Annotated in this window: 26 protein-coding genes and 2 tRNA genes; 15 read left to right on the forward strand and 13 right to left on the reverse strand. The window is 69.8% G+C overall.

Going from position 1 to position 24,753, the window contains the following annotated elements; genetic code table 11:
• Positions 1 to 8 precede the first annotated feature (8 nt).
• From ACQYVW_RS09035 to ACQYVW_RS09045, 3 genes are all read left to right on the forward strand, one after another.
• Complete coding sequence (locus ACQYVW_RS09035) at positions 9 to 2,234, forward strand: Atxe2 family lasso peptide isopeptidase (RefSeq protein WP_434932617.1); 2,226 nt, start codon at positions 9 to 11, stop codon at positions 2,232 to 2,234.
• Between the two features lie 109 nt (positions 2,235 to 2,343).
• On the forward strand, positions 2,344 to 2,676 hold the full coding sequence (locus tag ACQYVW_RS09040; RefSeq protein WP_434932615.1) for a hypothetical protein: 333 nt from the start codon (positions 2,344 to 2,346) through the stop codon (positions 2,674 to 2,676).
• Positions 2,673 to 2,777, forward strand: coding sequence for an excalibur calcium-binding domain-containing protein (locus ACQYVW_RS09045; protein WP_434932614.1), 105 nt, complete (start codon positions 2,673 to 2,675; stop codon positions 2,775 to 2,777). The genes ACQYVW_RS09040 and ACQYVW_RS09045 overlap by 4 nt, the downstream gene beginning before the upstream one ends.
• A 31-nt stretch (positions 2,778 to 2,808) precedes the next feature.
• On the opposite strand, the gene ACQYVW_RS09050 is transcribed toward ACQYVW_RS09045, so the two are convergent.
• On the reverse strand, positions 2,809 to 3,270 hold the full coding sequence (locus ACQYVW_RS09050) for an RES family NAD+ phosphorylase (RefSeq protein ID WP_434932613.1): 462 nt from the start codon (positions 3,268 to 3,270) through the stop codon (positions 2,809 to 2,811).
• Positions 3,271 to 3,272: 2 nt separating this feature from the next.
• The gene (locus ACQYVW_RS09055; protein WP_434932612.1) at positions 3,273 to 3,809 is read right to left on the reverse strand and encodes an Xre family toxin-antitoxin system antitoxin; all 537 of its coding nucleotides are present in this window, start codon (positions 3,807 to 3,809) and stop codon (positions 3,273 to 3,275) included.
• A 459-nt stretch (positions 3,810 to 4,268) separates the two neighbouring features.
• On the opposite strand from ACQYVW_RS09055, the gene ACQYVW_RS09060 reads away from it, so the two are divergent.
• Positions 4,269 to 4,661, forward strand: coding sequence for an EF-hand domain-containing protein (locus tag ACQYVW_RS09060; RefSeq protein WP_434932611.1), 393 nt, complete (start codon positions 4,269 to 4,271; stop codon positions 4,659 to 4,661).
• 75 nt (positions 4,662 to 4,736) lie between these two features.
• Here the strand turns inward: ACQYVW_RS09060 and ACQYVW_RS09065 are convergent, their stop codons facing one another.
• The gene (locus tag ACQYVW_RS09065; protein ID WP_434932610.1) at positions 4,737 to 5,108 is read right to left on the reverse strand and encodes a hypothetical protein; all 372 of its coding nucleotides are present in this window, start codon (positions 5,106 to 5,108) and stop codon (positions 4,737 to 4,739) included.
• A gap of 410 nt (positions 5,109 to 5,518) precedes the next feature.
• Between ACQYVW_RS09065 and ACQYVW_RS09070 the strand changes: the two genes are divergently transcribed.
• From ACQYVW_RS09070 to ACQYVW_RS09105, 8 genes are all read left to right on the forward strand, one after another.
• On the forward strand, positions 5,519 to 5,818 hold the full coding sequence (locus ACQYVW_RS09070) for an autorepressor SdpR family transcription factor (RefSeq protein WP_434932609.1): 300 nt from the start codon (positions 5,519 to 5,521) through the stop codon (positions 5,816 to 5,818).
• Entirely contained in the window at positions 5,815 to 6,198 is a 384-nt protein-coding gene (locus ACQYVW_RS09075) for a hypothetical protein (protein WP_434932608.1), read from the forward strand. Before ACQYVW_RS09070 ends, ACQYVW_RS09075 begins: the two co-directional genes overlap by 4 nt.
• A 17-nt stretch (positions 6,199 to 6,215) precedes the next feature.
• Positions 6,216 to 6,983 (forward strand): hypothetical protein, encoded by a 768-nt coding sequence (locus tag ACQYVW_RS09080; protein WP_434932607.1) that lies wholly within the window; start codon positions 6,216 to 6,218, stop codon positions 6,981 to 6,983.
• Positions 6,984 to 7,621: 638 nt separating this feature from the next.
• Positions 7,622 to 7,691 (forward strand) — tRNA-His (locus tag ACQYVW_RS09085).
• A gap of 3 nt (positions 7,692 to 7,694) precedes the next feature.
• Positions 7,695 to 7,762: transfer RNA gene (locus tag ACQYVW_RS09090), tRNA-Arg, on the forward strand.
• A 357-nt stretch (positions 7,763 to 8,119) separates the two neighbouring features.
• The gene (locus ACQYVW_RS09095; protein WP_434946874.1) at positions 8,120 to 9,241 is read left to right on the forward strand and encodes a slipin family protein; all 1,122 of its coding nucleotides are present in this window, start codon (positions 8,120 to 8,122) and stop codon (positions 9,239 to 9,241) included.
• Positions 9,242 to 9,296: 55 nt separating this feature from the next.
• The gene (locus ACQYVW_RS09100; RefSeq protein ID WP_434946751.1) at positions 9,297 to 10,514 is read left to right on the forward strand and encodes an RtcB family protein; all 1,218 of its coding nucleotides are present in this window, start codon (positions 9,297 to 9,299) and stop codon (positions 10,512 to 10,514) included.
• A 128-nt stretch (positions 10,515 to 10,642) separates the two neighbouring features.
• Positions 10,643 to 11,560 carry an AEC family transporter gene (locus ACQYVW_RS09105; RefSeq protein ID WP_434946752.1) on the forward strand — a complete coding sequence of 306 codons (918 nt, stop codon included), beginning with the start codon at positions 10,643 to 10,645 and terminating at the stop codon, positions 11,558 to 11,560.
• A 264-nt stretch (positions 11,561 to 11,824) separates the two neighbouring features.
• Here the strand turns inward: ACQYVW_RS09105 and ACQYVW_RS09110 are convergent, their stop codons facing one another.
• Both ACQYVW_RS09110 and ACQYVW_RS09115 read right to left on the reverse strand, forming a co-directional pair.
• Positions 11,825 to 13,270, reverse strand: coding sequence for a trimethylamine monooxygenase (locus ACQYVW_RS09110; RefSeq protein WP_434946753.1), 1,446 nt, complete (start codon positions 13,268 to 13,270; stop codon positions 11,825 to 11,827).
• Between the two features lie 583 nt (positions 13,271 to 13,853).
• Entirely contained in the window at positions 13,854 to 14,768 is a 915-nt protein-coding gene (locus tag ACQYVW_RS09115; protein ID WP_434946754.1) for an AraC family transcriptional regulator, read from the reverse strand.
• Between the two features lie 98 nt (positions 14,769 to 14,866).
• Here ACQYVW_RS09115 and ACQYVW_RS09120 point away from each other — a divergent pair, with 98 nt between their 5' ends.
• A complete protein-coding gene (locus tag ACQYVW_RS09120) occupies positions 14,867 to 15,637 on the forward strand; it encodes an SDR family oxidoreductase (protein ID WP_434946755.1) in 771 nt (256 codons plus the stop codon).
• Positions 15,638 to 15,745: 108 nt separating this feature from the next.
• Here the strand turns inward: ACQYVW_RS09120 and ACQYVW_RS09125 are convergent, their stop codons facing one another.
• The gene (locus ACQYVW_RS09125; protein WP_434932601.1) at positions 15,746 to 15,868 is read right to left on the reverse strand and encodes a hypothetical protein; all 123 of its coding nucleotides are present in this window, start codon (positions 15,866 to 15,868) and stop codon (positions 15,746 to 15,748) included.
• A gap of 117 nt (positions 15,869 to 15,985) precedes the next feature.
• On the opposite strand from ACQYVW_RS09125, the gene ACQYVW_RS09130 reads away from it, so the two are divergent.
• The gene (locus ACQYVW_RS09130) at positions 15,986 to 16,213 is read left to right on the forward strand and encodes a hypothetical protein (RefSeq protein ID WP_434932600.1); all 228 of its coding nucleotides are present in this window, start codon (positions 15,986 to 15,988) and stop codon (positions 16,211 to 16,213) included.
• A gap of 228 nt (positions 16,214 to 16,441) precedes the next feature.
• Here the strand turns inward: ACQYVW_RS09130 and ACQYVW_RS09135 are convergent, their stop codons facing one another.
• The gene (locus tag ACQYVW_RS09135; RefSeq protein ID WP_434946756.1) at positions 16,442 to 17,014 is read right to left on the reverse strand and encodes a nuclear transport factor 2 family protein; all 573 of its coding nucleotides are present in this window, start codon (positions 17,012 to 17,014) and stop codon (positions 16,442 to 16,444) included.
• Positions 17,011 to 17,745, reverse strand: a complete 735-nt coding sequence (locus ACQYVW_RS09140; protein ID WP_434936633.1) for an SDR family oxidoreductase — start codon at positions 17,743 to 17,745, stop codon at positions 17,011 to 17,013. Before ACQYVW_RS09140 ends, ACQYVW_RS09135 begins: the two co-directional genes overlap by 4 nt.
• Positions 17,746 to 17,863: 118 nt before the next feature.
• On the opposite strand from ACQYVW_RS09140, the gene ACQYVW_RS09145 reads away from it, so the two are divergent.
• Positions 17,864 to 18,760, forward strand: a complete 897-nt coding sequence (locus tag ACQYVW_RS09145; RefSeq protein ID WP_434946757.1) for a LysR family transcriptional regulator — start codon at positions 17,864 to 17,866, stop codon at positions 18,758 to 18,760.
• A 66-nt stretch (positions 18,761 to 18,826) separates the two neighbouring features.
• Here ACQYVW_RS09145 and ACQYVW_RS09150 read toward each other — a convergent pair whose 3' ends face one another.
• From ACQYVW_RS09150 to egtB, 5 genes are all read right to left on the reverse strand, one after another.
• The gene (locus tag ACQYVW_RS09150; RefSeq protein WP_434946758.1) at positions 18,827 to 20,881 is read right to left on the reverse strand and encodes an esterase/lipase family protein; all 2,055 of its coding nucleotides are present in this window, start codon (positions 20,879 to 20,881) and stop codon (positions 18,827 to 18,829) included.
• A 371-nt stretch (positions 20,882 to 21,252) separates the two neighbouring features.
• Positions 21,253 to 21,660, reverse strand: coding sequence for a hypothetical protein (locus ACQYVW_RS09155; RefSeq protein WP_434946759.1), 408 nt, complete (start codon positions 21,658 to 21,660; stop codon positions 21,253 to 21,255).
• Positions 21,661 to 21,761: 101 nt separating this feature from the next.
• Positions 21,762 to 22,313, reverse strand: coding sequence for a DUF6630 family protein (locus ACQYVW_RS09160; RefSeq protein WP_434946760.1), 552 nt, complete (start codon positions 22,311 to 22,313; stop codon positions 21,762 to 21,764).
• Between the two features lie 78 nt (positions 22,314 to 22,391).
• Positions 22,392 to 23,354, reverse strand: coding sequence for an L-histidine N(alpha)-methyltransferase (egtD, locus tag ACQYVW_RS09165; RefSeq protein ID WP_434935800.1), 963 nt, complete (start codon positions 23,352 to 23,354; stop codon positions 22,392 to 22,394).
• Complete coding sequence (gene egtB / locus ACQYVW_RS09170; protein ID WP_434935799.1) at positions 23,351 to 24,664, reverse strand: ergothioneine biosynthesis protein EgtB; 1,314 nt, start codon at positions 24,662 to 24,664, stop codon at positions 23,351 to 23,353. Before egtB ends, egtD begins: the two co-directional genes overlap by 4 nt.
• Between the last annotated feature and the right edge of the window lie 89 nt (positions 24,665 to 24,753).

Consider the following 24,753-nt stretch of genomic DNA (forward strand, 5'->3'; position numbering starts at 1 on the left):
GGTGCCGGATGGCCAGTGAAGTGCGCCTCGAATGCGCCGGCGTCCGCGGCGATAGCCGTACCGACGCTGACTTTGCATTGGGGCATCCGTCGATCGAATCGGTATGCAGCGGGGAGCGAGTGCAGGTGAAGACGCTTTGGCCGCGACGGGGAATCGTTGGCGTATTGCTCGCCGGTGTGCTGGTGCTCTTCAGCTCCGGGTCGGCAGCAACCTCGCCACGCCGCCTGCTGGAGGTGGCGGATCTGTCCGGGCTGGTCGTGTCACCGGACGGGCAGCAGATGGCCTTCCGGATGGACCAACCCTCGATCGAGCGGAACACCTACGACTCGGTCTGGTACGTCCAGCACGTGGACGGGGTCACGCCGCCGCGGCGGATCGCGGAGGGAGGGGTGCCGCTGCGGAACAGTTCCGGAGGCGCCATGCCCGCCGCCGCCCAGTGGTCCGTGGACAGCCGGTGGATCTACTACCTCGCCCTGCTGGACGGGCACATCGATGTCTGGCGGGCGGCGGCGGACGGATCGGGTGCCGAACCGGTCACCCGTGACCCGGCGAACGTTCGCGCCTTTCTGCTGGGGGACGGTGGCGACACCCTGCGTTACAGCGTGGGAGCCACCCGCGCGGAGATCATCGAGGCTGAGCGGGCCGAGTATGAGCGTGGCATCCATGTCGACGGCTCGATCCCGGTAGGGCAGAGCCTGTTTCGATCGGGCTACGCGGAAGGACGCCTGGCTACCCAGCGATTCACCGGCATCGGTTTCGACCGCGAGGGGCTGCTTGCCGACGTGGTGGATCGCTGGACGGAGGTCGACCTGCAGACTGGGACCCGTCGCCAGGTGGGTCCGCCCGCAAGGGCGGAGCCAGCCAACCCCGGGGCCGGGGCATCGGCGGAGAACCGGAGTGAGATCCGAGACCTCCGCAGCGACAGGACGGCCGCAGTGACGCGCCGCCTGGCCGATGGCGGGCCGTACTTCGAACCTACTGCGGTGCTGTCGGTGGATGGCGGCCGTGGCGGTGTTGCCGCCGTGTGCACCGCCGCCGCTTGCGTGGATGCCGAGATCACCAGTGTGCAATGGCGGCCGGGACGCAACGAGGTGCTCTTCACGACGAGTGCGCTGGAAGCGGGTCGCGCCCAGACGATCTTCCGATGGAACGTCGACTCCGGTGCCGTGTCGGAGGTGGTGAGGTCGCGTGGGTTGGTCAACGGGGGGCGCGAGGTGTCGAGCACCTGTGGCGTGTCGGCCGAGGCGATGATCTGCGTGGCGGCCGAAGCCGATGGCCCTCCCCGTCTGGAGAGGATCGACATCGATACTGGACATCGCCGGGTGCTGTTCGACCCCAATGCGGTGCTGGCGTTCGACCTCGAACGTGCGATCTCGTCCCGGTTCCTGCGCTGGCAGGATACCCATGGCCAAGAGTTCACTGGCCAACTGTTCCTCCCGCGGCGGCCGGCGGCGTCCCCGCGTTCGCTCTTCGTGACGTACTACACCTGCAGCGGGTTTCTGCGTGGCGGCACCGGGGACGAGTGGCCGTTGGCATCTCTCGCTGAAGCCGGGATCGCGGCCCTGTGCATCACGGCCCTGCCCCACAAACCCGATCCGATCGTCCGTTACGAAGAAGGCCTGTCCGCGATCCGCAGCGTAGTGGAATTGCTGGCGGGCGATGGCGTGGTCGATCCCCGTCGTGTGGGAATGGGAGGCTTCAGTTTCGGCAGCGAGGTCACATTGTGGGTGGCCGCTGAATCGCAGCTGCTGGCCGCCGCCTCGGTAACCTCGCCGGCCGTCACCCCGCTGTACCACCTGATGGGCAGCCTCCAGGGAGAACGGTTTTCAACCGGACTGCGCGCGGCTTGGGGGTTGGGTGCGCCGGAGGAGATGCCGAGCGAATGGAAACGGCTGTCGCTGGCCCATAACAAGGACAAAGTCGAAGCGCCGGTTCTGCTGCAGATGCCGGAGCAGGAATACATCTACGCCCTGGATTACATCATCCCGATGCTGCGTGACCAACAAGCCGATCTGTACGTGTTCCCCGCCGCCCCCCACATGAAGTTCGAGCCGCGGCACAAACTTGCCGCCTATGAGCGGAACCTCGACTGGTTCCGCTACTGGCTCCAGCAACATGAAGACCCGGATCCCGGGAAGGCCGGCCAGTACGCTCACTGGAATTCCATGCGTGCGCAAACCTGCGCGAGGCCCCGGGACTCGCGGCGAGACCCAGCTTGGTACTGTGGACGCTAGCGAGCTTCCGATAGTCGAGCCCGAAATTCGCCGTTGGCGTGGTGTCAGAGACAATTTTTGGAAGGTCCTCTTGGGAGTGGGCGCGGGTCCACCCTGTCTCGTCCAGGCCATGGCATACGACATGGGCCGGGTGGACGAGTTGCGTGTCGAATCCGGGCACGCATGCAGTGATATCAACGAAGGTCCGGAGGCTTCCGTGAAGCTCACAAGCTTGCTGATGCTGATTGGCGTGGGTGTCGTCGCCCTCGTGGGCTTCGATCAGAACAAGAGCCGTATGGCCGGCCGCGCCGAGGTGTCCGCGGTCCAGCCGACGCCAGCGAGGGCGCCGGCGGGTGATCCCCCGTGGGGCCCTTCCAGGACGGCTCCGCAGATCGTCGCGCCTGCCGTTGCCGCCTCCCGCCCGCATTCCGCTGCGATGGCCGCACCCATTGCTCGCAGATGACCTCGTGCGCGGAGGCGGAATTCTTTCTCCGCAACTGTCCGAACACGCAGATGGACGGCAACAACGATGGGGAGCCCTGCGAACAGCAGTGGTGCAACTGATCCGCAGGACGCGGTAGCGGCGCCTCGGGCCTCAGCCGAACAGCCGCGGATCCGGCGCCAGCGGCGTATTGCCAGCCTCCGTCACCTGCGCGATGTCCGCATGCCTCGGATTGATGAGCAGGTTGGATTCGCCGGGCACGATCGCGCTCGGCACGCGTAGCGCCAGGTGCGCACCCGCGCGGATGAAGTCCTCGCCCACGCAACGCACCGCTTGGCTGTAGGGCAGCCGGTCCCAGCCTGTGGGCCACAGCGCCGGCTCCAAGTCGTGGATGCACGCGTCCGGGAGTTCGTAGGACAGCAGGCGAAGCCTGTCCGGCACGTCGCGCAGGGTGTTTACATGCACCAGCATCTCCAGCAGCGCCAGCGAATGCGAGCCAGCCGTGTACACCAGGTGCACGCCCTTGGAATTCCACCGGCCCGGGTAGCTTGCGGCGCCGATCCCCGTCAGTGCGGTGGCTACATGCTCCGCCCGGCAGATCCGGTAGGCGCGCATGCTCAGGCGAAGATGCCGTGTTCGATCCGCCCCAGCTCTTCCTCCACGTCCTGCGTGCCGGCATCGGTGGCCAGCAGGTCGAGGGGCGTGGCGCCCAGGACGGGATGCGCCGTGGACAGCCAGCGCGAGGACTTGTCGGGGCTGCCGAACACGCGCTCGGCCTCGCTGGCGATGCGGGCGATGCGCAGCACGCGATCGGACTCGCTGGGACTCAGCGCCTGGTCGAGCTGCTGGCGACGGTGGAAGGTGCGCGGCGGAATGGCCGAGACATGCAGCACCCACTCGGCCGGCACCGCCAGCCGCTTGGCGAGCACGTCCACCGCCCGGTTCCGGATCTGGTAGCGGACGACCAGGCCGTCCGTGTCCGGCGCGCTGGCGGCGCCTCGCGCGGCGCGCCGGCTGGCGAGGTCCGCGACGCTGCCCTTCGTAGCCTTGCGGCGAGCGGCTGCGGCCGATCCGGCCGCCTTCTTCCCGGTCGCGACGGGCTTCGCGTCCCGCTCGCCCAGGTACTCGAGCACTTTTTCCATGGACTCGGACATGGGTATCTCCTGCCATCTGGCAGACAGGTTACGCCAGATGGCAGGAAGATGTGTGAACCCCCGCGATGCGGTGGATCCACGCCGGCCCTGCGGGGACGGCCTCGGCCCTGGCCCTTTTCAGGTATTCCTGGGCGACGGCCGACCCACAGCTCGCGGATGACGTCTCGCACGGAGGCGGGGGTTCCTCCGCAAATCCGGGCACGGACATGGACGGCATTACGGGCGAGCCATGCGAGCCGGGGTGGGGCAACTGATCGCATGCGCCAGGTAGGCGCGAGTCGGCGGGCTACCACTGCCGGGGTGTCCCCACACGGCGGCGCATTCGTAAGGCGCGCGTGATGGGGGACGGGCGGCATCACCACGTCCTGCAAAGCCCCCCCGTGGTGTGCTGCACCAGCGCCGGGCGAGCCTGCCGGGCGCCTGTTTTCCACCCGCTGTACCGCCCCGGGAGGAGCCCCCATGAAAACCACACGCACGCTTGCCCTGACCACGTTGGCCACGGCGATGGCGTTCGGCACCGCGTTCGCGCAGGACACCACGCCGCCCACCAGCCAGACCCCCGTCACCCAGCCGCCGCCCACCCAGACGCCCATGCCGCCAACCCGGCACGACGCCACGGGCGCGACGCACGGGTCCGAGCACGGGATGAAGGCAAAGCCGAGCTACGCCGAGCTCGACAGCCGGGGCGACGGGCGAGTGGCCCGCGCTGACCTGGCGGCCCATCCGAAGTTGCAGGAGAAGTTCGCGGACATCGACGCCGGAGGCGACGGCACGATCTCCCGCAGCGAGTACGACGCCTGGAAGGCGCGGAAGAAGGACAAGGCCCGCGACGGCAATCCGTCGCAGCCCTGACCGCGTCCCACAGGCCCGTCCAGCCGCACTCATGGAGCGCCTCGAAAGGGGCGCTCCCTTCTTCCGGGGGGTCTTTCACGGAGTGCCCGACAGACACTCCTGCACCCAAGGTGCCGCCTGCAGTCTGTCCAATTCGCCCTGCGATGCGTGCGCGGTCTGATAGTCGGCGAAGCACTTGTCTCTTGCGCCCACGAGGTCCGCGAGCTTGCCGTCGCACAGCAGCAGCGGCCTGTCGATGCGCTGCCATCCCTCGCTGCATTCGGTATCGGTTTCCGCACCGGGACGACCACAGACATGCGTGCGCCGCGCCTGCGTCGAGGATGTCGCCCGCGCCACGAGCCGGCCGTCGTAGGGCTGCGCAGACGCGAGGTAGGACCAGGTTCCGCAGATCCGCTCGCCACGCTGCACCACCCTCGCACGACTGCCACACGCCCGCGAACGGTTCATCAGGCGACGATCGTGGCATCTTTTGCTGCCCCGACGGTGTCGCCGGAATCAGGTCCGTGCCTGCGGGTGCCACACCACTGCCGTCGTCCGCCGTGCGCGGTCCGACACATGCCACGAGACCGAGCAACGCCACCATCCCTAGTGCACGCATCCAGGATCCCTTCTGACGAGTGGCCCCACCCTACAACAAGCGTGGCTTGAGGCAGTGCGGGGTGGTGCGCCGTGGAACCGGGCGGGCCGGCTCGCCATTGCAGATGGGCTGTGGCTCAGCATCGGACACAAGCGACCTTCGCCCGACCAGGTCGAACGGCGCAGCTCCTTGGCAATGGACGACCGCCCTCGCGTCGCCGGCCGACGAACGGCCGCCCCGCATACTTGACACAATTCGATAGTTAGCTAACTATCGCATCATGAGTCAGGTGTTCAAAGCCCTCTCCGACCCCACCCGCCGCCGCGTGCTGCAGTTGCTGCGCGGCGGTCCGATGAGTGCCGGCGAGCTGAGCGCCGAGTTCGACGTGTCCAAGCCGACGATGTCCGCGCACTTCGCGGTGTTGCGGGATGCCGATCTGGTGCATGCCGAGAAGTCTGGAAAGTCCGTGATCTACCATTTGAAGCTCTCGGTGCTCGAGGAAGCACTGATGGGCTTCGTCCACTCCTTCGGCGTCGGCGAAAAGGTGCCGGCACCGGGCAGAAAGAGGGCGTCGCGATGAACAGGGAACTCGCCGGATATATCGCCTGGGCTGTCGGCATCATTGTCGTCGCGCTCGCCGCCAGCTACGCGCGCAAGCACGGCTACTTCGAGCAGGACACCGCCACCCGCGTGGTGATCGGGCTCAATGGCCTGATGATCGCCTGGATCGGCAACCGCCTGCCCAAGGCCGCTGCGCCCAGCGTGGCGGTCGCGAAGGTCAAGCGCGTAGGCGGCTGGTCGATGGTGTTGAGCGGCCTGGCCTATGCCGGGCTCTGGGCGTTCGCGCCGGTCCCGGTGGCGGTCGCGGCTGGATCGGCCGCGGTCATCGCGGGCATCGCGGTGACCGCGGGTTACTGCATGGTGCTGCGGGCACGCGCCAGGAGGGCGGCGGCGTCCTGAAAGAGGAGGCAGTTGGCATGAACCTCGTGGCCCGACGTCCACCACCGCCGCTTCTGATCGCTGCCGCCGCGTGCTGCCTGCTGCCCGTGCCCGGGCGTGGCGTCGAGCTTCCCGAGGTCGCCTATCCCGCCATCGTCGAACGCGCCGGGAGCCCCGAGGGTTTCGTGCCCTCAGGCTGGAAACTCGAACATCTCGCGCGCGGGCGACTGGATGCCGACGATCGGGAGGACGCCCTGCTGGTGCTGCGCATGGACGATCCGGCCAATGTGGTCGACAACGACGGCCTCGGCCCGGCGCGCTTCGATACCAATCCGCGCATGCTGGTCGCGGCGCTGGCGCAATCCGACGGCAGCTGGCGGCAAGTGATGCAGAACCATCGCCTGGTGCCGCGTCCTGAGTCGCCGGTGATGGACGATGTCCTCGACAACGATCCCGCCGCTGCCGTGGCCATTCGTCCGAACCGGACCTGGTCTGTGGCGCTGCGCAGCTGGGCGAGTGCCGGCACCTGGAGCACGCGCCAGGTGGCGTACACGTTCCGCTTCGAGGGCGGCTGCATGCGTCTGGCCGGCTATGACGAGATGCATCTGCATCGTGCCTCGGGCGAAATGACGACCACAAGCGTGAACTACCTCACCGGCCGCGGCTGGATCCGGTCCGGCAGCGTCGAGGACGACGCGGATCGTGCAGCGCAGCCGACGCGCCTTGCCGCGAACCCGCGCCTGTGCATCGACGACGTCGGGGATGGTCTGTCGTTCGCGCCTGAGCTTCCGGATCGCCCGATGTGACACAGGCGCGCGTGGGCCTGCTCCGTCCAGAAGGACCACGCGACCGTTCGTCGCGCGATGGAAATTTCGCTTGCACACATGTGATGTTGCGAGTAGGGTGCGCACCCTTCGGATCCACGCGATCCGTTTCACGCCTTGATCGACCTTCGACCATGACTCTCCGCAACCACATCGCCAACCGCCCCATAGCGTCGCTGCGCAAGCGCGATGCGGGGATGCGCGCGTGGTTCGCGTACGAAGGCGTCACCCTGACCTGACCGGCTCCTCCACGGGAGATCGGTCGCCCCGATCTTCCGAGGCACGGCGAATGCCCTCGGATCCATGCCGGGGGCATTTTTCGTTCTGGCGTTCGCAAAGGACATCTGCAACACGCGTGCATCGCGCGATCCCGAGGTATCCGGGCATGCTGGCCCGTGGCAAGGGACGCGGAGACGCGACGGTGCGGGCTCACACCCGCACACGGCGCGGCGCCTGGGTGCCTCGGTGCAGGCCGCGGCGCGATGCGACGCCATGAATTGCCGCCGGAATAGCGGCAATACGCAGTCGAATCCACCGGCAACAGCGGTGCGGGCTCGTGTCCCGCCCGGTGCGCGCGGCGCTGCCGTGGCGTATGCCGATGCCGGCGCGGACCGGCTGCGACAACGTTGGCTCAAAGGGAGAGCAACAGCCATGGGCTGTCGGTTGCGGGTTCGAGTCCCGCACGTTGACCTCTGGATAGCTCAGACGGGTAGAGCAATGGACTTCTAATCCATGTGTCGCGGGTTCGAATCCCGCTCCAACGATCGCTGATTGTCATCAGCACAACAGGGCGCAAGCCCGATCCGGGAACGTCCCGTGCGCAGGTCCGCAGACATCGCAGTTCATCGCGATGACGGCGGGCTCCGCAGCGGGGAGCGCTCCGGCACCGCGTCCTGGCGGTGGCAGGCAACGGGAGGAACGGTCGCAAGCCGGTACGGAGGCGACCGTCGGTCCGCGGAAGACGCCCACGCCAGCACCGGCCGCCCGCGCGCGCTTCGCCAGGGGCGTTCCCACCTTTTCCGCCGGTCGCATTCCGCGGCCGGCAGCACGCGGCAACCGGCTCCCCGCACCCCAGCGAGCCGGATCACCAGAGCCATTCACAAGGAGAAAAACCCATGATGTTCTGGATCCGTCGGGTCGTGATCGGTGACGCTGAGCGCGGCCTGGTGTATCGCAACCGTCGCATCGAGCGCGTCCTCGCGCCGGGCGTGTACCGCCTGTTCGCGTGGCGCGACAAGCTCGAAGTGGTCGTGCACGACATCCGCGACCCGGCGTACGCCGGCAACGATGTCGATGCGCTCATCGCCGCGCTGGGCGACCGCCTGGCCGACACCTTCGTGCTGGCCGACGTCGGCATGGACGAGGTCGGCCTGGTGTCGAAGAACGGCCGCCTCGAGGACGTGCTGGCGCCGGCCGTCCGCGCGCTGTACTGGCGTGGCCTGGTGCGGGTGGATGTGGACAAGGCGTCGCTGTCCGAAGGCCTGCGCGTGGTGCCGGACGTGAGCCGCCACCTGCGCCAGCTCGGCATGCTGGCGCGCGTGGCCGTGGTGCTGGAGGTGCCGGCGGAGTCGGCGGGCCTGGTGTTCGTCGACAACACGCTGGTCGAGGTGCTCGGCGCCGGCAGCTACGCCTTCTGGAACTTCCGGAAGAACGTGGCGGTGGAGACCATCGAGCTGCGCGTGCAGTCGATGGAGGTCTCCGGCCAGGAGCTGCTGACCCGCGACAAGGTGAGCCTGCGCGTCAACCTGGCTGCGTCCGTGCGCGTGACCGATCCGGTGGCCGCGCGTACGCAGGTGGCGAAGTACGGCGACTACGTGTACCGCGAGCTGCAGTACGGCCTGCGCAAGGCCGTGGCCGCCCGGACGCTCGACGAGCTGTTGGGCGACAAGGCCACGCTGGACGCGGAGATCTTCGGCTACGTGCGCGGTCGCGTGGAGGCGCTCGGCATCGAGGTACTGGGTGTCGGCGTCAAGGACGTGATCCTGCCGGGCGAGATGCGCGAGATCCTCAACGGGGTGGTGCAGGCGGAGAAGCTGGCGCAGGCCAACGTGATCCGCCGCCGCGAGGAGGCCAACGCCACCCGCTCGCTGCTCAACACCGCGAAGCTGATCGAGCAGAGCCCGGTCCTGATGCGCCTCAAGGAGCTGGAAGCCCTTGAGAAGGTGACCGAGAAGATCGACCGGCTGACCGTGTTCGGCGGCCTGGACGGCGTCGTCCGCCAGCTGGTGGAACTCAAGTGACAATCCCGTTCGTCGCATGGACGCGACGCGCGGGGCCTTACAAGGAATGGAAGAGATGGATACTTCGAACTACGAATGGCTGCATCGCGAAGGCGAGACCCCGATCAAGGGCTGGGTCCGCGGCGTGCCGCTGGAAGACCAGGCGCATGCGCAGCTGCGCAACATCGCCAGCCTGCCCTTCGTCGGGCCCTGGGTGGCGGTGATGCCGGACGTGCATCTCGGCATCGGCGCGACGGTGGGGTCGGTGGTGCCGACGCAGGGGGCGATCATCCCCGCCGCCGTCGGCGTGGACATCGGTTGCGGCATGGCCGCGGTGCGCACCACGCTGGGGGCGGGCGACCTGCCCGACTCGCTGGCGCGCCTGCGCTCGGCGATCGAGCGCGCGATCCCGGTCGGCAACGGCCCGGGCGGCGAACATCGCAGGACGCCCGACAGCGTCGAGACCGCACTCGCGCACTCGGGGCTGTGGCAGCGGCTGCAACGCATCAAGGAAAAGCACCCGAAGATCCGCCTCGACAAGGTGGAGAAGCAGCTGGGCACGCTCGGCGGCGGCAACCACTTCATCGAGGTCTGCCTGGACGAGAGCGACGCGGTGTGGGTGATGCTGCACTCGGGCTCGCGCGGCACCGGCAACCTGATCGGCAGCTACTTCATCCAGCGCGCCCGCGAGGAGCTGGGCAAGCGCGTGCTCGGCTACCACGTGCCCGACAGGGACCTGGCCTTCTTCATGGAAGGCGAGCCGCTGTTCGACGACTACGTCGAAGCCGTGGGCTGGGCGCAGGATTACGCGCGCGCCAACCGCGAGGCGATGATGCAGCGTGTGCTGCACGCGATGCGCGCGGAGCTGCCCAGGTTCAAGCTGCAGGCGATGGCGGTCAACTGCCACCACAACTACGTGCAGAAGGAGACGCACGCGGGGCGGGAAGTATTCGTCACCCGCAAGGGCGCGGTGCGCGCGGGCAGGGACGAGCTCGGCATCATCCCGGGCAGCATGGGCGCGAAGAGCTTCATCGTGCGCGGGCTGGGCAATGCCGAGAGCTTCGAAAGCTGCAGCCATGGTGCCGGCCGGGTGATGAGCCGCACCGCCGCGCGCAACAGTATCACGCTCAAGCAGCATCGCGAGGCCACCGCGCACGTCGAATGCCGCAAGGACCAGGCCGTCATCGACGAATCGCCGGCCGCCTACAAGGACATCGACGCGGTCATGGCGGCCCAGGCCGACCTGGTGGAAGTGGTGCACACCCTGCGACAGGTGGTGTGCGTGAAGGGTTGAGGACAGGCCCCGCCAAGGCGGGGCCTTTCTTTTGGCGATGTTGCGGGCCCGATACCGCCGCGCCGCAGCCGATGGCGGCCGGACCCACGGCCCTATCATGTGCGTCCCCCACCGGAAGCCGCCGCTGCATGGCCTTCGATGCCTTCGCCCTGATGCTGGCCATGCTGGCGCTGGGGATGCTGTTCGCGCGCCTGCGGGTGTTCCCCGAGGGCGCCGCAGAGACGCTCAACCTGGTGGTGCTGTACGTCTGCCTCCCGGCGGCGATCATGGTGTACGTGCCGCGGCTGCGCCTGGAGCCGGAGTTGCTGGGCCTGGTACTGGTGCCGTGGCTGCTGGCCGCGGCCAGCTGGGCACTGCTGCGCATGCTGGCGCGGCGCATGCGGCTGCGACGCGACGAGCTGGGCGTGCTGCTGCTGTGCACGATGCTGGGCAATACCAGTTTCATCGGCTATCCGATGATCCAGGCGCTGCTCGGCGCGCAGGCGCTGCCGTATGCGGTCGTCTACGACCAGTTCGGTACCTTCGTGATGCTGTCCACGCTGGGACTGCTGGTGCTGGCGCGCTACGGCGGTGATGCGCCGCCCACGGCGCGCGGAATCGCCTTGCGCATCCTGCGCTTTCCACCGGTGTGGGCGCTGGTGTTCGGCCTGACGCTGATGCCCGAGCAGCCGCCGGCATGGATCGCGGCCGCGCTTGCCCAGCTGGCCGGGGTGATGCTGATGCTGGTGATGCTGGCGGTGGGGCTGACCATCCAGCTGCGCCTGCCGCGCGACGAGATCGGGCCGTTGGCGCTCGGGCTGGTGCTCAAGCTGGCGGTGCTGCCGGCGCTGGCCCTGGGACTGGCGCTGGCCCTCGGCCTGGAGGGCGGCATGCGGCAGGTGGCGGTGCTGGAATCGGCGATGCCGACCATGGTCACCGCCGCGGCGCTGGCGATCTCGCATCGCATGGCGCCGCGGCTGGCCGCCGCGCTGGTCGGCTACGGCATCATGCTGGCCATGGCGACGCTGCCGGCATGGCACTTCGTGCTGCAGCGGCTGGAGGGTTGAGGCCTTTCGCGCGCAAGCGCGCTCCCACCTTCACTCGACGAAGAGGTTGGCCGAAATCGCGGCCAGCCGGCCCGCGCCTGTGGGAGCGACCTGGTCGCGAACGTCTTTCGCGCGCAAGCGCGCTCCCACGGTCACCCCGACGAAGAGGCTGACGGAGCCGCGGCCAGCCGGCCCTGCGCCTGTGGGAGCGAACTTGGTCGCGAACGCTTTTCGCGCGCAAGCGCGCTCCCGCCACCCGATGCCGTAGCCGGCGTCGCCTGGGGTTCAGGCGCTGCGGCGCTGGGGCTGAGGCTGGGCCGCTGCGTTGTCAGGACGCGCCACCGCCGGGGCTGCCGGGCGCCGCACCTCCAACTGGTCTTCCAGTTCGCTGGAGTTCTCGAGGAAGGCCTGCAGCGAATCGTCCATCGCCTGCATCCAGCGCGTGTGGTGCGGCGGCGCCAGCGTGCCGGTGATCGTGGAGCGGTAGCTCTTGTCGCGGTAGTCGAGGATGCCGGCCTGCTTGTCGCGCAGCCACTGCTTGAACATGCCGGCCACCGTCTCGATCGCGAAGTCCGGGTAGTCGGTGCGGTCGACCAGGTCGCGCACGTAGGCGGCCTGGAAATCGATGTCGTCGTCGTGGTCGGCGCAGGCGTTCTCGCGCGCGAACCAGGCCTCACTGTCGGCGCGCATGGCCTCCGCATCGGGCAGCGCGGCGTGGCCCAGGATCACGTCGCGCGCGAACCAGGCTTGCGCGTCGAACATGTTGAAGGTGTAGTACTGGTCCTGCATGCCCAGGTAGACGAGCTTCGGGTTGTCGATCCAGAACACGCCCTTGTACAGGCCCTGCGGATACAGCCGGTTCTTCGTGCGCAGGCTCAGCTCGTCGGGCAGGAACGGGAAGTGGTGCTGGTAGCCGGTGCACAGCACGATCGCGTCCACGTCCTTGCTGCTGCCGTCGGCGAAGTGCGCGGCGCTGCCATCCACGCGGACCAGCAGCGGACGCTCGTCGAAGGCTTCCGGCCAGTCGTAGCCCATCGGCGAACTGCGGTAGCTGAAGGTCACCGACTTCGCGCCGTACTTGTAGCACTGGGTGCCGATGTCCTCGGCCGAATAGCTGCTGCCGACCAGCAGCAGGTCCTTGCCGGCGAACTCGCAGGCATCGCGGAAGTCGTGCGCGTGCAGTACGCGGCCGGGGAACTGCGACAGGCCCTCGAACGCCGGCGCATTGGGCGTGGAGAAGTGGCCGGTGGCGACCACCACCCAGTCGAACTCCTCGCTCACCATGCGGTCGTCCTCGAGCTCGCGCACGGTGACGGTGAACTTGCCCGTCTGTTCGCTGTACTCGACCGAATGCACGGCCGTGTTGAAGCGGATCTGGTGGCGCAGGTTGCTGCGCTCGATGCGGCCCATGATGTAGTCGCGCAGCACCGGGCGCGGCGGGTACGAGGCGATCGGGCGGCCGAAGTGCTCCTCGAAGCTGTAGTCGGCGAACTCCAGGCATTCCTTGGGGCCGTTCGACCAGAGGTAGCGGTACATGCTCGCGTGCACCGGTTCGCCGTGCTGGTCCAGGCCGGTGCGCCAGGTGTAGTTCCACATCCCGCCCAGGTCGGACTGTTTTTCGAAGCAGACGATCTCGGGGACATCGGCGCCCGCGCGGCGGGCGGCGTCGAAGGCTCGCAGCTGGGCCAGGCCACTGGGGCCGGCGCCGAGGACGGCGATGCGTTGGGTCATGACGGGTGGGTCTCCTCTGGTGTCGTGGCGCGCCCGCGGGCAGGCGCGCGAAGGCCCGCTGCTGCGGGCTGCACCCGGTCGACTGCTGGAAAACACGTCGGACGCGCCGACCGGAGCGGCGCTCCGTTCCTGCCGATGCCGGGCATGGTGTTCGCGAGGGCGGCGCCAACCCGCGGCCACGGCGGGCCAAAACTTCGTCAAAAACGAAGTGATTGGCGGCAAAAGTACGCGGAACTGCAGTAATTGTAGCACATCCCGCTACGGCAGGCCGGACCCGGTAGCGCCCTTGAGGGGCGCAGTTCGGGCTTTGCCCGGAGCGCCTCAAGAACGCCCTTCAGCGTGTGGTGTGAAGTCCTGGCACCGGCCGCGGACGCTGCTGCAAGCCATCCCGTCCCAGGCCCCGCCGGCTGCGGTGCCTGGGCAATGGCAAGCACCGGCCTGGACGGCTCGACCTGTGCCGCCACCGGCTCACCTGGCGTCCCCGATACGGGGTTCGCAGCCGATCCCGTCTTTGTCGCAGTCCAGCTGCGGGTTGCCGCCCCGGATCGGCGCGCCCTGCGGCACCCGCGAACGGGCGTGCCCGTCACCGCGCGTCCGGCGGGCGCGCCATCCCCGCAAACCGCCCCGGCGCCAGCCCGACCTGTCGCCGGAATGCGACGCTGAAGGCGCTGGCCGAGCCATAGCCCACGCGCTCGGCGATCTGCGCCGCGGTCAGCTCGCCGCGCCGCAGCAGGTTCCTGGCGATTTCCATGCGCCAGCGCAGCAGGTACTCCATCGGTGCCACGCCGACCGTGCGGGTGAAGCGTTCGAAGAAACTCGAGCGCGACAGCGACGCGGCCCGGGCCAGTTCGTCCACGGTCCAGCGATGCTCGATGCGCGCGTGCATGCGCTGCAGCGCCACCGCCAGGCGTGGGTCGCCCAGGCCCTTGAGCAGGCCCGGCGGAGCGTCGCCACCGCTGGTGGCGCGCATGGCTTCGATCAGCATCAGCTCCGCCAGCCGGGCCAGGACCGCGGCGCCGCCCGGGCGCGGCGCGACCGTCTCGGCGGCCACCATTTCCACCAGCTGCGACAGCCGTGCCACGCCGCGCACGTGCACCACGGTCGGAAGCAGCGAGACCAGCAGGGCCGGGTCGGCGTCGGCGAACTCGAAGCTGCCGCCGAGCGAGCGCATGTCGGGTGCGTCGCCGGCCGCGCCGTAGCGTACCTCGCTGCCGTCGCTGGGCAGGTCGGCAGGGTCCAGCAGCACCGGGCGCATCGCGTCTGCGCTGGACAGGGTGAACGCCGGTGTCGTCGGCAGCAGGACGAAGTCGCCGGCCGCAAGGGTCAGCGGCACCTGTCCGTCCACCGCCAGCCGGCAATGGCCGGCCAGCACGATGCAGAAGCCGGGGCGGCCATGGGCAGCGAAACGCACCGCCCAGTCGCCCTTGCCGCTGATCACGTTGGCGAAGGCCGCGCGCGGATGCAGCAGATTGATGAGCTGCGACAGCGGATCGGCCATCTCCGGACTCCTGCGAAAGAAAAGCGGATCGCCAGCTATCGAACGTCCGCCCAGCCTCGCCGATGCTGGCCTCCCCGTCAAACCACGAAGGAAGTCCCATGCATACCGTCCTGATCACCGGCTGCTCGTCCGGCTACGGCCTGGCCACCGCCCGCCATTTCCACGCCGAGGGCTGGCGCGTGGTCGCCACCATGCGCCGGCCGCGCGCCGACCTGCTGCCTGCCGGCGTGCGCGTGCTGGCGCTGGACGTCACCGACGTCGGCAGCCTCGACAGTGCGCTCGATGCCGCCGGGCCCATCGACGTGCTGGTCAACAACGCCGGCCTCGGGCTGTTCGGAGCGTTCGAAGCCACGCCGATGGCCACCGTGCGCGAGATCTTCGAAACCAACACCTTCGGCACGATGGCGCTGTGCCAGGCGGCGATCCCGCGCATGCGCGAACGCGGCGCGGGCGCGATCGTCAACGTCACCTCCAGCGCGACGCTGGCGCCCTTCCCGCTGGTGGCGGCTTATACCGCCAGCAAGGCCGCGATCGCAGGCTTCAGCGCATCGCTGGCGCTGGAACTGGCCGGGCTCGGGCTCCGGGTGAAGCTGGTTGCGCCCGGCTATTGCCCGGACACGCGCTTCGCGGAGAACGGCGTCGGGCGCATGGCCGGGCTGGTGCCCGAAGCCTATGCGCCGTTTGCCGCCGAAGCGTTCGCAGGCTTCGGCCAGATGGCCGCCCATACCCGGCCCGAGGATGTCGCCGAAGCGGTGTGGCGCGCCGCCCGCGATACGTCGCCGCGCCTGCACTTTCCGGCTGGCGCAGACGCCATCGCGCTGGCGTCGGGCGATGCTCGCGCGGACGCCGCGGTCGACATCGCGTCGTGAGTCATGACGCCGCGCAGCGCCGGGCGATGCCGATCCGGCAGGTCGACATGCGCTGCGCAGGCAGGGTCGCCCGGGCCGCTGCGGGCTGGGCGCTCCCGGCGCCGACCGTCAGCGCTGCGGCGACGGACCCATGCGCGCCTGGAACATCTGCAGCGGGTCGATGCCGTGCAGGGCCCGCAGCACAGGGGTACGCCCAAAGGTGTTGCCGAAGCTTGCGCATCTGACAGCCACGGTGACCGTCCGCTGCATCGCTGCCAGGCGTTGGACGCTGCAGCCACATGCCTGCCTTGAGCAGCTGCACACGCCCGCCGTGCTAACAATCGAAGACCGCACTCGAGGAAAGCAGGCGTGACACCTTACCGGGGAGGTGCCGGCGAGTCCGGCGTGGTCGCCTACGAGGTGGGCCCGGACTGGATCCTGGTCCGCTTCCGCCGCGGCGGCACCTACCGCTACACCGCCAGGCATCCGGGCGCCTTGCATGTGATCGAGATGCAGCGCCTGGCCGAGGCCGGTGACGGCCTCAATACCTACATCAACCAGCACGTCCGAGACGACTACGAGGCGCAGGTGGAGTGATATCCGCCGCGTTGCGCGGGGCGTCCGGTGCGCTTGCCGGACCAGGCAGGGCGTGGACCACTCGCTGTCGCTGTCGCAATCGAGCCGCAGTCGGACTTCAAGGCGAGCGTCGCGACGCTGGCGCCAGCAAGGCGCCATCTGTCCGCAAGCGCGCCCTCTCCCACGCGCCGGAGAGGGCGCAATGCTGCGAGTCCGTTCGCGCCGCGCGGGACGTGCACGCGGCCTGCCTCACTCCTGCATCAGTGTCTGCAGGGCCCAGGTGTCGAGGAAGGCCATCACCCGGACGATCCGTCCCTCGGCCAGCACCATGTGCCAGGCGTAGCTGTTGCGGTAGGGATGTCCGGCATGCGTGGTGGCCACGCCGTCCCAGACCGCCACCACCGTGTCGCCCTGCGCGACCAGCGAGCGCAGCCTGGGCTGGATCGGCGTGGCGAGCTTTGCGGTGATCGGGGTCACCGCGCGGGCCATGAACGCTTCGCGCGAGCTGTAGGTGGCGGAGACCGGACTGTGCCCGGCCACCGTCCACACCACGTCCTCATGCAGCAGGTCGAAGACATTGCCCGTGCCCGCTGCCCAGGCGTCGAACGCCGCGCGCACCGCGGCGGCGTTCGCCATCGCGACATCGCCGACCGCCACTGGCGGCGACGCCATGGCGGCGCGTGCCGCCGCCCACGGCAGCGCGACCAGCAGGCCGGCGGCGAGGGCGATGGCCGCCCGGCGCAGGCGCGGTGGATGCCGGCCGTTCCGCGCCGGCAGGCGTGCGGGTCCAGGGCCTTGGCGATGCAGCGCGAGCGGACTCACGCCGGGCTCCGCAGGTGGCGCACCACGATGTCGGTGGTGTCCACTTCGGGCGGCTGGCCGACCGCATGCGCGATGGCCTCTGCGATCGCGTCCGACTTGAGTGCGATCTGGCGGAAGCCGTCGATCGCCTTCGCCGTGTCGGCATGGGTGATCGTGTTGGCCAGCTCGGACTCCACCGCGCCCGGGTAGACGCAGGTCACGCGCACCACCTGACTCTCCATGCGCAGACCTTCGGAGATCGCGCGCACGGCGTACTTGGTCGCGCTGTAGACCGCCGCGGTCGGCATCACGAACAGCCCGGCGATCGAGGACACGTTCACTACGTGGCCGTGGCCCTGCCGTTCCATGGTCGGCAGCACCGCCGCGATACCGTGCAGCACGCCGCGGATGTTCACGTCGATCATCCGGTCCCATTCGTCGAGCTTGAGCGCCGACAACGGCGAGAGCGGCATCAGGCCGGCGTTGTTGACCAGCACGTCGATACGGCCGAACCGCGCGATCGCGTGGTCGGCGAAGGCCTGCACATCCTCGCGCGAGGTGACATCCAGCGCGCGCGAAATGGCCTGGCCGCCCGCGGCGGCGATGTCGGCCACCAGCGCATCGAGCCGGTCGGTGCGGCGCGCGCCGAGCACCACGGTGGCGCCGCGCTCGGCCAGCAGGCGGGCGGTGGTTTCGCCGATGCCGCTGCTGGCACCGGTGATCAGCACGATCTTGTCCTGGAGATGGTTCATGTCGATGTCCTCTGGTTGGGGGAAGGCGGCTCGTCGAACCCGCCCAGACACGGTAGTCCTCAGCGACTGTCGCCAGAACCCGCCTGGCGCTGGACTCATTGGTTAGACTTGCTAACCAATGGCAACCGATCTCAACCTGTTGCGCATGTTCCTGGCCGTGGCCGAGACGGCCAGCTTCCGCGCCGCGGCCGACGTGCTGGGCGTCACCCGTTCCGCGGTCAGCCAGGGCATCCGCCGGCTCGAGGACATGCTGGGCGTGGCCCTGGTGCAGCGGTCCACCCGCAGCGTGCGGCTCACCGAGGCCGGCGAACGGCTGCACCGGCAGGTGGCCGGCCCGCTGCGCACGGTGGCTGCGGCCATGGAGGACGCGCTGGACGACGGCCCGCCGCGCGGCCTGCTGCGGGTCAACGTGTCCTCGATCGCCGAGCGCTTTTTGTCCGGCCCGTTCGTGGCCGGCTTCGCCCAGGCGCATCCGGGCATCACCCTGGACGTCACCGTCAGCGACGATCCCATCGATCTCGTCGCCGGCGGCTTCGATGCCGGCGTGCGCCTGGGCGAGGTGATCGAGCAGGACATGGTGGCCGTGCCGCTCACCGGTCCGCAGCGCCAGGTGGCCGTGGCCGCGCCGGCCTATGTCGAACAGCATGGCGCGCCGGCCCATCCGCGCGACCTGGTCCGGCATCGCTGCATCGGTTGGCGTCCCGCGCCGCAGGTCGCGCCGTATCGCTGGGAGTTCAGCGAGGACGGACGCGAGTTCGAGGTCGATGTCGCCGCCCAGGTCACCACCAACGACCTGCGCCTGATGCTGCGCGCCGCGCTGGCCGGCGGCGGCATCACCTTCGGCCTGGAGGAGAACTACCGCCGCTGGTTGCGCAGCGGTGAGCTGGTGGCCCTGCTCGAGGATTACCTGCCGCCGTTTGACGGCTTCTACCTCTACTACCCGAGCCGTCGCAACCTGCCGCCGAAACTGCGCGCCCTGGTCGAGCATGTGCGGAGGTTTCGCGCCGAGGGCTAGGGCGTTGCGCGGTTCGCCCGTGTCGGATTCGCCAGGATGCAGGCGCGCGCTGCGCCGTCGCGTCGCTCAGGGCCGGTCTGGCGCGGTCGCCGCGTCCTCCAGGTGCCCGTGCAGGATGCGGCGGATCTCGAGGATGGCGGGGGCCGTCTCCTGCACGCTGTGGCCGGAGGCGATGACCTTCTCGGACACCGCGCCCTCGAGGTGCGCGCTGCGATAGGGCACCAGGCCGTCGTCGGATTCGGCCAGCGGAATCTCCGGCTTGCGCCTGGCGATGATCGAGTGATGCCGCACCTGCGGGGAAATGGGCAGCTCGGCCGCCGCGCGGATGAAGGGATCGTTCCTGTCGAGGTTGTCGATGCTGTTGGGCACCCGGGGCGGGCGCTCGCCGGTGGCAGGGCCGGGCTGGGCCCGGTCTTCCAGCACCTCGCCGAACCCCTGCAGCACGGTCAGCGGCAGCCGCACCAGCCGCGAGATCCAGCGCCCGAGGCGGTTGCCGGCCACGTCGGTACCGCGGTGCGGCGCGGCGATGAAGATCGCGCGCCGGATCGCGGGCTGCGGCTCGAAGCGCAGCACCGGCCCCAGCCGGCGCGTCACCCGCGCGGCGCGTGCGTCGTCGAGCTGGCGGCTTTCGATCAGCTCCCGCCAGAGCGTCTCGCCCGAGGAGGACACCATCAGCCGTGCGATCACCCCGCCCATGCTGTGGCCGATCAGCACGATGTCGCGCGAGGCCGCAGCCGTGGCCTCGGGATCGAAGTGCCGCAGCGCGTCCTCCACGATCCTGCGGATCGCGAAATGGTTCAGTGCGATCGGGGCGTTGGTCGGGTAGTAGACCTGCCAGACCTGGAAGTTCCGGCGCAGGGTCGCATCGCCCATGATCTCGTTGGCCACGTTCACCCAGGCCTCGGGGCTGCTGGCCAGGCCGTGGATCATCAGGATGATGCGCCGGTCCGGGTCGTAGGGCTGCATCAGGTACAGGTGCGGCCGGTCGATGCCCTGCTCCCTGCCCAGCAGGGTGCGCAGCGACTGCCTCGCGAAATCCGACCGGGCCAGCCACAGGCCATAGCCGGCGGTGAAGTTGGCCGCCAGCGGCACGCGTTGGCCGTGCAGTTCGATGTCAGCGTCCCGGTACGGGTCGTGTGCGCTCACCAGCACCTTGCGGGTAGACAGGATCGCGGCCAGGTCCTCGCCCGGAAACCGGAACAGCAGCGTGACGCTTGGCGAGGGCATCTCGCTCCAGCCCGGCGGTCGCGGTCGCGACGGGCGCCGCGCTCCCGTGTCGTCCGGCCCGGGCACGGGGGCGGCCGACGGGACCGCCGCCACCGCATCGTCGGCCATGATCGCGACCAGCTCGGCGCCGAAGCCGTCGCGCCGGTAGGTGCTGCGCAGGCCATCGAAGCTGAGGGTCGTCGCCGGCACCAGCGCCTTGGGCAGCGCCACGCCCTCGGGCAGCCGCACGCTGCCCAGCGCCACCTCGATGTCCCAGCCCGCGTACTGCATGAGGCCGGGGAGGGATGTGCCCGCCTGGGCGGGCTGCGAGGACGCGAGCTCGAACAGTTCGATGGCGGCCTGCTGGGCGGCGTAGTTGTAGTAGTCGCGCACCTGGGTCTGGCGATCTTCGAAGGCGCGCTCGCCGGGGCTGCGTTCGCTGAAGAACAGGTAGGCGTAGGCGCGGCGCGCCGCTTCCAGCCACAGCCCGATCTGCGGCTCGTCGGGCGTTGCGCGCGACGCGACGATGGCCTGCTGCAGCCACAGTTCGGACAGCGCCGCGAACCTGCGCTCGTCGGCGATGCCGCGGATCGCGGCCAGCGCGTGGATGCAGTCCAGCGCCGGCGTACCGCAGGCGGACTCCTCGAGGCCTGCCACCCGGATGGTCTCGGAGGTGAGCGCACTCGGCCGTCCGGTGGTGAGCATGTCGCCGCGCTTGGCGGCGATGTAGGCGCTGGCATCCTGCGACCGGACCTCGACCATCGTGCAGCCGCCGAGGGCGAACGCGGACAGCGCCAGCAGCAGGATGGCGACATGGCGCAGCGAAGCGCCGCGGAAGGCCGCGCGCGCACGTGTCGCCGCGGGATCGCGCCGGCGCGTGGCGGGCGCCGGCATCATCGGGAAAGACGCATGCATGGTGTGGTAGGGCGCAGCGGGCTGCGCCCGGGTCGTGTTCCGGCTCGAGCTGCAGGGATCATAGACAGGTCGTGCGAGGAGCCGCGAACCCGGCCCGCGCATGTCGCCACGAATCGCGCGCGCTGGCCCGGGCGCCACGCGGTCGCGGACGTAACCCGCGACGGGCGGGTCCATCCGCCCAGGCGGCGTCCGCCGCCATGGCGCGGGAACGGGCGGCCCTCCGCCATCGGCGAAGGCAGCCGCGGGATGCGGCACCAGCGAGCGGCGCCGCGGGTCATCCGGGAGCGACCTTGCGCGAACGGCATCGCGCGAGCGCGCTTTCACGCCCGAGGCGGCACCGCCACGGCACACGGACCGGGCTTGCGCACCGCTCAGCGCGCGCGACGCACGTGCGCCTGCCGGCGACGCTCGGCGACGCCGGCCCAGAACACCAGGCCATGCATGGACGCCCCGCACAGCGCCAGCAGGCTCCAGGCGATGTCGAGGTTGAGATAGGCGTTCGCAGCCCGATCGAGCGGCGCCCAGCCGGTGCGTCGCATCGCCAGCGTGCCCTCGCCCAACAGGCGATGCAGGGCCTGGCCATTGGATGGCGACTGCCAGCTGTCCAGCGGCAGCAGCATGCCGGCGATGCCAAGAACGACGCAGGCCGCGACCGACAACGCCAGCGCGCCACCCAGCCAAGGCAGCACGTCGCCCGCCCGGCGCGTGCGCGGCCACAGCTGCAGCGCGCCGGACGCCCAGGCGAACAGGACCGCCAGCAGTGCGAACAGCAGGGCCATCGACAAGGATCTCCAGCCAGGGCCGACAGCATCGCCGGATGCGATGCGCGCTGCGCTGAACGCGACAACGCCACGCCGGTCACGGCGCGCCGCACCCGCGCTTACGCTCCCGTCGGCCTCGCGTCGAATCCCAGCGCCGGCGCGATCGTCCGCACGCCGTCGTCGTCGCTGCTCAGCGACATCCAGCCCGCGACCGCGTCGGTGCCGGTGTCCCAGGTCCACAGGGTGTAGCCATCGAGGCGCAGCTGATCGTAGGCGGTTTCCAGCAGCGCGCTGGCGCTGGCGGTCGCCAGGAATTCGTCGTCGGCCGGGTCGTCCACGCCCCAGTCGAGGTCGAGGTTGAAGCGCGAGGCCAGCTCGACCAGGCATTCGATGAGCGCGCCGGGGTCGGATTCTTCGATGTGGAAGCCCGACTTCCAGTCGGTTACGTGGCGCAACACGTCGGGCAGGTCGAGATCGTCGGCGTCGCCGTTGCCCAGCGCTTCCTGGAAGGCGGCGAACTGCTGCAGGGCCGCGTCCTCGTCGCCAGGATTGATGATCAGCAACAGCTGCCACACCAGAGCCTCGGTGCCGGCGTCGTCGTCGATCTCGGCACGCTCGGCGTCGGCCCGGAAGTTGTCGTCGGGGTCGAACTCGTGGTCTGGATGGATCATCGCGGACGCTCTCGAGGTTGGGATCAGCCGGAAGCGGTGGCCGCGCTCCGGGCGCAGATCCTAGGGCGCGGCGGGCCGTCACGCCACCCGCAGCAGCCGCAGTCCGAACCAGTCCCGGGCATCGTTCCACCCGTCCACCACGCGCAGCCCGGCCTCCGCGGCCAGGTCGGCGATGCGCGCGTCGGTGTATTTCTGGCTCTGCTCCACGTGCATCCGCTCGCCCGTGGCGAAGCGGAAGCGGCGACCCTCGACCGTCACGTCCTGCTCGCGCAGGCTCTCGAGCGTGGTGACGATGCGGCCTTCGTCCGCGACATAGCGCGCGCGATGGGCGAAGGCGTCCAGATCGAAGTCGCTGCCGACGTCGCGATTGAGGCGACGCAGCAGGTTGAGGGTGAACTCGGCGGTGATGCCGGCGGCATCGTTGTACGCGGCCTCGACGATCGCAGGATCCTTCTCCAGGTCCAGGCCGAGCAGTGCGGCGCCGTTCTCGCCCATGGTGGCGCGCATCGCGCCGAGCAGGCGCACCGATTCGTCGCGGGTGAAGTTGCCGAGGGTGGAGCCGGGGAAGAACACCAGCGCGGAGGCGGCCGGACGCGAGGGCGTGGGCAGCGGCACCGGCCGGGTGAAGTCGGCCAGCACCGGCAGCACCTCGACATCGTCGAACTCGCGGTCCAGGCGCCCGGCGCTGGCGGTCAGCGCACTGCGCGAGATATCGATGGGCGTATAGGCCACCGGATCCTCCAGCGCATCCAGCAGCAGCCGGGTCTTGCGGCCGCTGCCGCTGCCGGGCTCCACCACGTGCACGCGCGGACCAACGGCGGCGGCGATTTCGGCGCCGCGGTCGGCCAGCAGGGCGAGCTCCACCCGGGTGAGGTAGTACTCGGGCTGGCGGGTGATGGCTTCGAACAGTTCCGATCCGCGCTGGTCGTAGAAGTACTTCGAGGGCAGGCGCTTGGGGCTGGCCGCGAGGCCGCGCAGCACGTCGCCCGCGATGTCGTCGGTGCTGGGGTGCAGGTCGGTCAGTTCGGGGGCGTGGCTCAATCGAGATCCTTTGCCAGGCGCAGGCCGGAAAACTGCCAGCGCGCGTGCGGCGGGAAGAAGTTGCGGTAGCTGGCGCGCACGTGGCCGCGCGGGGTGGCGCAGCTGCCGCCGCGCAGCACCTGCTGGCCGCTCATGAACTTGCCGTTGTATTCGCCCAGGGTGCCGGGCAGCGGCCGGAATCCGGGATAGGCGGCGTAGGCGCTGGCGGTCCACTCCCAGACGTTGCCGAACAGGTCCTGCGGCGTTGCGGCCGAGGCCCTGGCGGGGCGAGGCGCCTGCGGATGCAGCGGCGCCGCATCGTCGGCGAAGTTGCCGTCCACCACGCATGTGGCGGCAGCGGCTTCCCATTCGGCTTCCGTCGGCAGCCGCGCGCCGGCCCAGCGGGCGTAGGCATCGGCTTCGTAGTAGCTCAGATGGCATGCCGGCGCGTGCGGCTCGCGTTCGCGCCAGCCGCCCAGGGTGAACTCGCGCAGGCCATCGGCGTGCCAGTACAGCGGACGGCACCAGCCCTCGCGCTGCGCCAGGTCCCAGCCGTCGCTGAGCCAGAGCGTGGGCGTGCGATAGCCGCCGTCGGCGACGAAAGCGGCGTACTCGAGGTTGGACACCGCCCGACGCGCGATGGCGTGCGGCCGCAGCAGCACGCGATGGCGTGGCGTTTCGTTGTCGTAGGCAAAGCCGGCGCCGTCGCCGGGCCAGCGCGGAGCGCCGATCTCGATGATGGCTTCCTCGCGGCGCAGCCACCCCGGTGTCCCATCGGCCACAGCCGGCGCGGATTCGCCGCGTGGCAGATCCTCGCGATAGGCCGGCGCAAGCGGGTTGCACCACAGCGCGTGCTTGATGTCGGTCAGCAGCAGCTCCTGGTGCTGCTGCTCATGGTGGACGCCCAGCAGCAGCACGTCCTGCGCGGACGGCTCGAGCCGTCCGGTCTCCAGCGCACGCAGCACGCGTGCGTCGACGTCCTCGCGCCAGGCCAGCACGTCCTCGAGCCGGGGGCGTGCAAGCAGGCCGCGCTGCGCGCGCGGATGGCGTTCGCCTGCGCCGACGTAATAGCTGTTGAACAGCACGTCCCAGCCCGGCGGGATCGCATCCGCTTCGTCGAGCACGAAGCGCGCAAAGAACCAGGTGGTGTGCGCCAGGTGCCATTTGGCCGGACTGGCGTCGGGCATGGACTGCAGCTGTGCATCTTCCGCACTCAGCGGTGCGGCCAGTGCGCGGCTGCGGTTGCGCACCTGCGCATACAGGTCGCGCAGGCCGCGGATGGCATCGGCCTCGGAAGGTGCAGGCGCGTTGTTGACCTGTGGGGCGGGCATGTTTCGAGCCTAGCACCGCCGCATTAACGCGGCGGTGAGGTCGGGCTCCGTTTGGGACGGCCGGACGCCGGCTGGCAGCGCTGCGCAGC

The sequence above is a fragment of the Luteimonas campi genome, assembly GCF_051162505.1.
Lineage (GTDB): Bacteria > Pseudomonadota > Gammaproteobacteria > Xanthomonadales > Xanthomonadaceae > Luteimonas.

Excerpts from the sequence above, each read along its gene's own strand:
- ACQYVW_RS09040 (WP_434932615.1), top strand. The coding sequence starts at position 2,344 with ATGGCATACGACATGGGCCGGGTGGACGAGTTGCGTGTCGAATCCGGG.
- ACQYVW_RS09055 (WP_434932612.1), bottom strand. The coding sequence starts at position 3,809 with ATGTCCGAGTCCATGGAAAAAGTGCTCGAGTACCTGGGCGAGCGGGAC.
- ACQYVW_RS09095 (WP_434946874.1), top strand. The coding sequence starts at position 8,120 with ATGTTCTGGATCCGTCGGGTCGTGATCGGTGACGCTGAGCGCGGCCTG.
- ACQYVW_RS09100 (WP_434946751.1), top strand. The coding sequence starts at position 9,297 with ATGGATACTTCGAACTACGAATGGCTGCATCGCGAAGGCGAGACCCCG.
- ACQYVW_RS09120 (WP_434946755.1), top strand. The coding sequence starts at position 14,867 with ATGCATACCGTCCTGATCACCGGCTGCTCGTCCGGCTACGGCCTGGCC.
- ACQYVW_RS09065 (WP_434932610.1), bottom strand. The coding sequence starts at position 5,108 with ATGAACCGTTCGCGGGCGTGTGGCAGTCGTGCGAGGGTGGTGCAGCGT.
- ACQYVW_RS09140 (WP_434936633.1), bottom strand. The coding sequence starts at position 17,745 with ATGAACCATCTCCAGGACAAGATCGTGCTGATCACCGGTGCCAGCAGC.
- ACQYVW_RS09110 (WP_434946753.1), bottom strand. The coding sequence starts at position 13,270 with ATGACCCAACGCATCGCCGTCCTCGGCGCCGGCCCCAGTGGCCTGGCC.
- ACQYVW_RS09105 (WP_434946752.1), top strand. The coding sequence starts at position 10,643 with ATGGCCTTCGATGCCTTCGCCCTGATGCTGGCCATGCTGGCGCTGGGG.
- ACQYVW_RS09050 (WP_434932613.1), bottom strand. The coding sequence starts at position 3,270 with ATGCGCGCCTACCGGATCTGCCGGGCGGAGCATGTAGCCACCGCACTG.
- ACQYVW_RS09155 (WP_434946759.1), bottom strand. The coding sequence starts at position 21,660 with ATGGCCCTGCTGTTCGCACTGCTGGCGGTCCTGTTCGCCTGGGCGTCC.
- ACQYVW_RS09070 (WP_434932609.1), top strand. The coding sequence starts at position 5,519 with ATGAGTCAGGTGTTCAAAGCCCTCTCCGACCCCACCCGCCGCCGCGTG.
- ACQYVW_RS09060 (WP_434932611.1), top strand. The coding sequence starts at position 4,269 with ATGAAAACCACACGCACGCTTGCCCTGACCACGTTGGCCACGGCGATG.
- egtB (WP_434935799.1), bottom strand. The coding sequence starts at position 24,664 with ATGCCCGCCCCACAGGTCAACAACGCGCCTGCACCTTCCGAGGCCGAT.
- ACQYVW_RS09145 (WP_434946757.1), top strand. The coding sequence starts at position 17,864 with ATGGCAACCGATCTCAACCTGTTGCGCATGTTCCTGGCCGTGGCCGAG.
- ACQYVW_RS09115 (WP_434946754.1), bottom strand. The coding sequence starts at position 14,768 with ATGGCCGATCCGCTGTCGCAGCTCATCAATCTGCTGCATCCGCGCGCG.
- ACQYVW_RS09150 (WP_434946758.1), bottom strand. The coding sequence starts at position 20,881 with ATGCATGCGTCTTTCCCGATGATGCCGGCGCCCGCCACGCGCCGGCGC.
- ACQYVW_RS09080 (WP_434932607.1), top strand. The coding sequence starts at position 6,216 with ATGAACCTCGTGGCCCGACGTCCACCACCGCCGCTTCTGATCGCTGCC.
- ACQYVW_RS09045 (WP_434932614.1), top strand. The coding sequence starts at position 2,673 with ATGACCTCGTGCGCGGAGGCGGAATTCTTTCTCCGCAACTGTCCGAAC.
- ACQYVW_RS09075 (WP_434932608.1), top strand. The coding sequence starts at position 5,815 with ATGAACAGGGAACTCGCCGGATATATCGCCTGGGCTGTCGGCATCATT.
- ACQYVW_RS09035 (WP_434932617.1), top strand. The coding sequence starts at position 9 with ATGGCCAGTGAAGTGCGCCTCGAATGCGCCGGCGTCCGCGGCGATAGC.
- ACQYVW_RS09160 (WP_434946760.1), bottom strand. The coding sequence starts at position 22,313 with ATGATCCATCCAGACCACGAGTTCGACCCCGACGACAACTTCCGGGCC.